We start from the raw sequence: 1247 nt of genomic DNA on the forward strand, positions 1-1247 counted from the left end.
ATCCTGCTCGTCGCCGGCGGCGCGCTCAAGATCGTGGAGGGCTTCGTGACCGATCCCACCACGTTCATCGTGATCTTCATCGCCTGGAACTCGGTGTACGCGATCGCCTTCATGTACTTCGTGTCGACATCGGCGGCCCTGGATGCCGACGGCCGCTGGTCGGGCCCCCTGCTCGCGGTGTACCTCGTCGGGTCGGCCCTCACCCCCGTCATCGGCGCAGCCCTCGTCGGCGTTCTCGGCTATCAGGGATTCGCGGTCGCCCTCGGCATCGCGAGCTTCGTCCTCGCCGTACCCGCCGGGGCGATCGCCCTCCTATCGACGCGTCTGGATCGCATGACCTCTCAGGAGACCACCGCATGACCCGCACCCTCTATCGCAACGCCCGGATCTTCACGGGAGACGAGTCCCGCTGGGCGGAGGCCATCGTCGTCGACGGCGAGGAGTTCATCCACGTGGGCTCCGAGGCGGAAGCCCCGCACGCCGACGCGGAGGTCGATCTCGGAGGACGCGTCGTCCTTCCGGGGTTCACCGACGCGCACACCCACCTGCTCATGATGGGCGAGGCGCTCGGACAGGTCGGACTCACCGACGCCGCATCGCTCGAGGAGATCCAACGCCGGTTGGACGAGGCCCGCCGCACCACGTCGGGAGTACTGCGCGGACGCGGCTGGCTGTTCGACGCGATCCCCGACGGGGAGCCGACCGCGACGATGATCGATGCCGTCGTCGCCGATATCCCCGTCTACCTCGATGCCAACGACTACCACTCCTGTTGGGTGAACACGGCGGCGCTGCGCGAGCTGGGGATCACGCGGGACACCCCCGACCCGCTCGGCGGACGCATCGCCCGCGACGCGTCCGGCGAGCCGACGGGGATGCTCTATGAGACCGCCGCACAGCAGTACGCGTGGGCGCAGCGCGACGCCTCCACGACGGACGCTCAGCGGGATGCGGCAGTCGCACGGGTCGTGTCCGCCTACCTCTCCGCCGGCGTGACGGGGGCCGTCGACATGGCGTTCGACGAGCTCGGACTCGCTGCGCTCGAAAGGGCAGCCGAACGCGGCGAGCTGCCCCTGCGCGTCGCCGCGCACTGGTTCGTCGCGAACAGCGGAGACGATGCGGCGAACCTCGCGCAGGTCGCTCAGGCGTCGGTGCACGCATCGGCGTCGACCGCGGGTGTTCGCGTCGTCGGGATAAAGCTCGTGCTCGACGGCACGATCGACGCGTGCACTGCCGCCATGGGAGCT

1 protein-coding gene and 1 pseudogene are annotated in these 1247 nt (G+C 69.5%); both read left to right on the forward strand.

Going from position 1 to position 1247, the window contains the following annotated elements; all coding sequences use genetic code 11:
• Positions 1-360, forward strand: a pseudogene (locus tag DSP71_RS21995) (MFS transporter); the annotation flags it as partial.
• Positions 357-1247, forward strand: an 891-nt coding sequence (locus DSP71_RS06010) for an amidohydrolase (protein ID WP_147251219.1), incomplete at its 3' end; no start/stop codon positions are given. The pseudogene DSP71_RS21995 and the gene DSP71_RS06010, both read left to right, overlap by 4 nt.

The sequence above is a fragment of the Microbacterium sp. H6 genome (assembly GCF_003314775.1).
Classification (GTDB): domain Bacteria; phylum Actinomycetota; class Actinomycetes; order Actinomycetales; family Microbacteriaceae; genus Microbacterium; species Microbacterium oxydans.